3 protein-coding genes are annotated in these 5,123 nt (G+C 35.8%); 2 read left to right on the top strand and 1 reads right to left on the bottom strand.

The window, feature by feature from the left end:
- Window positions 1-45 precede the first annotated feature (45 nt).
- Both F8N00_RS16080 and F8N00_RS16085 read left to right on the top strand, forming a co-directional pair.
- The gene (locus F8N00_RS16080) at window positions 46-1,254 is read left to right on the top strand and encodes a restriction endonuclease subunit S (RefSeq protein WP_421018569.1); all 1,209 of its coding nucleotides are present in this window, start codon (window positions 46-48) and stop codon (window positions 1,252-1,254) included.
- Between the two features lie 3 nt (window positions 1,255-1,257).
- Window positions 1,258-4,368 carry a type I restriction endonuclease subunit R gene (locus F8N00_RS16085; protein WP_421018570.1) on the top strand — a complete coding sequence of 1,037 codons (3,111 nt, stop codon included), beginning with the start codon at window positions 1,258-1,260 and terminating at the stop codon, window positions 4,366-4,368.
- Window positions 4,369-4,685: 317 nt separating this feature from the next.
- Here the strand turns inward: F8N00_RS16085 and F8N00_RS16090 are convergent, their stop codons facing one another.
- Entirely contained in the window at window positions 4,686-4,979 is a 294-nt protein-coding gene (locus tag F8N00_RS16090) for a type II toxin-antitoxin system RelE family toxin (RefSeq protein WP_214725547.1), read from the bottom strand.
- Window positions 4,980-5,123 lie beyond the last annotated feature (144 nt).

The raw sequence follows: 5,123 nt of genomic DNA on the forward strand, positions 1-5,123 counted from the left end.
GGCTCGGAGATGTGTATAAGAGACAGGTGTTAGGTGGTATTGGGTATGGAATATAAATTAGAAGATCTAATTGAAATAAAACACGGTTATGCTTTTAAAAGTGAAGATTTTTCTGAAGAGCCGACAAGAAATATACTATTATCTCCAGGTAATGTGAGTATTGGTGGAGGGTTTAATTCTAGAAAGAAAAAATATTATCGCGAAGACATAGAGGTTAATCGTAATTACGTGTTTTCAAATGGAGATATTTTCATTACAATGACTGACTTAAGTAAGGAAGGAGATACACTAGGATACCCTGCTAAAATACCAGAAAACACAAATTGCAATTATTTGCATAATCAGCGTTTAGGTAAAGTTATTTTAAAAAATGAAAAATTGATTGATTTGGATTATTTATATTATTTACTTTGCACACGAGAATATAGGGGTTATATTCTTGGAACAGCCACTGGTAGTACAGTAAAGCATACATCACCAACAAAAATATTAGACTATAAAATCAACTTACCAGAACTACATGTGCAAAAAAAAGTTAGTAGTATTCTATCTTCTTTAGACAAAAAAATTCTAGTGAATAACAAAACTATAGAACTGCTAGAACAAATTTCTCAAACTATATTTAAAAGTTGGTTTATTGATTTTGAATTTCCTAACGAAGAAGGAAAGCCTTATAAATCAAGTGGTGGGGCGATGGTCAACAGTGAACTAGGAGAGATACCGAGTTCTTTCAAAACAGGAAATTTTAAAGACATACTTGAATTAAAGTATGGAAAATCTTTGACTAAGAAAAATCGTATCCCTGGTGAATATCCGGTTTACGGATCAGGTGGAATAACCGGAACTCATGCAAATTATTTAATTACTGGACCTGGATTAATAATTGGACGAAAAGGATCTATCGGGACACTATATTTAGAATTTAACAACTTTTATCCGATTGATACTGTTTTTTATGTCGAAAGTAAAACTTATGAACCTACATTTTTATATTTACTTTTCAAACAATATGATTTTACAAAATCTAATAATGATTCTGCTGTTCCAGGGTTAAATAGAGATTTTGTTTACAATACTAAAATAATAATACCTATGGATAATATCGTTAGAGAATTTCAAAAAATCATTACACCAATTTACGAACAAATTGAAAATACCTTACTTGAAACTAAAAACTTACAAAGCTTGCGAGATTTCCTGCTACCAAAATTAATTTCAGGTGAAACTAAAATTTCAAAAGAATTGGAGGTTTAATGGTTGTTCAAATACAATGAATCCGAATTAGAAATTGCGACTCTTGAATGGCTAGAAGAATTGGGATACGACATCATAGAAGGTCCAAATCTCGCACCTGATGGAGATTTTCCTGAACGTAATAGCTTTCAAGATGTTGTGTTACTCGATCGCTTGCATGGGGCTTTAGAAAAAATCAATCCAACACTTGATATAAAAGTGATTGATGCAGCTGTTCAAAAAATTATAGCCAATGCATCTCCAAACTTAATATTGAATAATAAACAATTCCATCACCTCATAACAAACGGTATCGAGATTCAAGTACAGGGCGAGAGCGGTTATAATCCGACGGTTTCTGTTCAAGTGTTCGATTTTAAACAGCCACAAAATAATGATTTTTTGGCGGTCAATCAGTTTACCGTGGTTGAAGGACAGGCGAATAAACGTCCTGATGTAATTGTATTTGTGAATGGTCTCCCTATAGTTATTATCGAATTGAAAAATGCAACTAACGAAGATGTAGATATATCAGATGCCTATAATCAAATACAAACTTACAAACAAGCCATCCCTACTCTTTTCCGTTACAACGCTTTCCTAATCATAAGTGACGGTATTAACGCACGTGTGGGCTCTCTCACCGCAAATGAAGAGCGTTTTATGAAATGGCGTACTGTCGATGGATCTTCGTTAGCAAGTCCTGCAGAGCCACAACTTGAAGTGATGTTGAATGGAATGTTAGCCCCTCATCGACTACTAGATATAATTCAAAATTTCATCCTTTTTCAATCAGATGGCGAGAATACCTTCAAAATTCTTGCAGCCTATCATCAATATCATGCGGTGAATAAAGCTGTTGAAAAAGCACAGATAGCGACTGACGATACTGGAGATCGAAAAATCGGTGTTGTTTGGCATACTCAAGGCTCTGGTAAGAGTTTATCGATGGTCTTCTATGCTGGAAAATTAATTAAAGCAATGAATAATCCTACAATCGTAGTTTTGACGGACAGAAATGATTTAGATGATCAATTGTATAAAACATTTTCTTTGTCAAAAGAAATACTTCGACAATCTCCTAGCCAAGCTCAGTCGAGTGAATCTTTACGTGAGTTATTAAATGTTGAATCTGGTGGTATTATCTTCACGACGTTGCAAAAGTTTGCTCCTGATGAAGAAACAGGTGAGATGCCATGTCTGACAGATCGTAAGAATGTCATTGTTATGGCAGATGAAGCACATCGCTCTCAATATGGGTTTAGCGCTGCACTCTCACAACACAAGGACCGTGAAGGTGAATTAAAGTATGGCTATGCGAAGTATGTTCGTGATGCTTTACCGAACGCATCATTCATTGGTTTTACTGGAACACCTGTCGAGTCGACGGATCGAAATACACCAGCCGTATTCGGTGACTATATCGATGTTTATGATATGTCTCAAGCAGTCGAAGACGGTGCAACAGTTAAGATATTTTATGAGTCACGGGTCATTCCATTAGAGTTACCAGAGGGATTAGCTATTGATGAAGATTATGAAGATATTACAGAGGATCAAGAATCCTCAATCAAGGAAAAGTTGAAATCAAAGTGGTCTCGTTTGGAAGCAATTGCTGGTGCTGGTTCTCGTGTCGAAAAAATGGCACAGGATGTAGTCCATCATTATGAAGAACGTGAAAAAGCGATGTTCGGTAAGTCTATGGTTGTTGTTATGTCGCGTCGAATCGCAATTAATCTTTACAAAGAAATCATTAAAATTCGACCAGAATGGCATTCGGACGACGATGATAAAGGTGTTATCAAAATTGTCATGACCGGTTCTTCGAGTGACCCTGTAGAGTGGCAACCCTTTATTGGCACTAAAAAACGTCGCGAATTTTCAGCACGCCGTATGAAAGATAATAGGGATCCTCTAAAAATCGTCATTATACGTGATATGTGGTTAACAGGTTTTGACGTTCCTGCTATGAATACTATGTACATCGATAAGCCAATGAAAGGGCATAATTTAATGCAAGCTATCGCTCGAGTTAACCGAGTGTTTAAAGACAAACCAGGTGGTTTAGTAGTTGATTATATTGGTGTAGCCGATAACTTAAAGGAAGCATTAAAGCAATACACTGATAGCGACCGTGAAACAGCCGGTGTCGATACTTCTCTTGCAGTTGATGTGATGTTAGAGAAACATCAACTCATTTTAGAGATGCTGCATCATCATAACTATTCGAATTTTCTGTCTGAAAAGTCGTCACAACGGATTAGAGCAATCGTAACGACAATGGATTATGTAATTGGTCTCGGCGAAGAAGAAAAGAAAAGATTCTTAGACACAGTAACAGAGTTATCCAAAGCATATGCTTTATGTGCAACAACACCCGAAGCTGAGGAACTGAATGATGAAATTGGTTTCTTTAAAGCGGTGAAGGCAAGTATTGTAAAAACGATCGGTGATGGGAGTAAGAAAAAAACAGCCACACAAATGGATGCACAGATCAATCAATTGATTTCACAATCGGTTATTTCTGAAGACGTCATCGATATCTATAAAGAACTAGGCTTAGAAAACCCTGATATCTCGATTCTATCAGATCAATTTCTAGAAGATGTTCGTGCTTTGCCGGAGAAGAACCTAGCTGTAGAATTATTAAATCGTTTATTGAATGGTAAGGTTAAAAATGTTCAACGGAGTAACTTAATCAAAGCGCGGAAATTCTCAGACATGCTATCTAACGCATTAAATAAATACAATAAGCGAACCATTGAAACTTCAAAAGTTATTGAAGAATTGATTGAATTAGCTAAAGAAATGGATGAAGCATTTAAACGTGGTGAGCAGAACGGGCTCAGCAAAGAAGAAATTGCTTTTTATGATGCACTAGCATCTCACGAGACTGCAGAACAAGTTTTAGGCGATGACACATTAAAAATCATTGCACATGAGCTCACAAAATCTATTAAAGATAATATGAGTATCGATTGGAATTTGCGAGACTCAGCTCGTGCAAGAATGCGTATCATCGTTAAACGATTACTAAAAAAATATGGTTATCCACCAGAAATCAGTAAACAGGCAATTGATACTGTCCTTGAACAAGCAGAACTCATGTCAGAACAACTAGCTTTAAAAATATAGGACTCAAAACCATTTTTAACTAGAATTCTAGTTAAAAATGGTTTTTTTGAGACTAAAATTCATAAATTATACATTGTAACTTATTGTACGTTAAACGACCGTTATGTATACAAAAATGATTACTCTTTCACAATAAATGAATCGAATGGATCGATTTCAATATCAAAGTCTATAAACGCATCTTTTTATCAATGTATTTTTAATAGTCCTTTTATGCATAAAAAGATAAATGACTTCGGTCATACTTTTCAAAAAGTGCGACAAAAAGGATCAGCGTATAGATACCATCGAATATCTGAACGTTGATCCTTTTTCAATTATCCATCTAATCGTTGTTCAGCCATTTTATAAATTTCATCTTTATCCCGTTTACCGATCGCTACAATTTGAATGATTTGGAGTTTACCGCCGATTTCTCTAAAAACAACGCGTAACCCCATTTTTCTATTTTTCAACTTATTGCAATGCGACAAATTTCCACTGAGTGGCTGTCCTGCTGCCATCCCTATAGAAACGATTCGGTTCAACGCTTTGTCTACGAATATCTTTTGACTACCATCGAGGTTATCGTAATCTTCTTTCGAATATTGCGTCCACTCAAGCTGATACAATGATCACTCCCACCCATCCATTTCATCAATAGTCGTAGGGTGAGTTACCTGTTCTCCACGGACTTCTGAATCAGTATAAGTGCGGACATTTTTGTTAGATAGTCGCATCTCAACAGTCAAATCATCTAATCGACTGTACAATTC

The organism is Exiguobacterium sp. A1_3_1, from assembly GCF_048985645.1.
GTDB lineage: Bacteria > Bacillota > Bacilli > Exiguobacteriales > Exiguobacteriaceae > Exiguobacterium_A > Exiguobacterium_A indicum.

Excerpts from the sequence above, each read along its gene's own strand:
- F8N00_RS16080 (WP_421018569.1), top strand. The coding sequence starts at position 46 with ATGGAATATAAATTAGAAGATCTAATTGAAATAAAACACGGTTATGCT.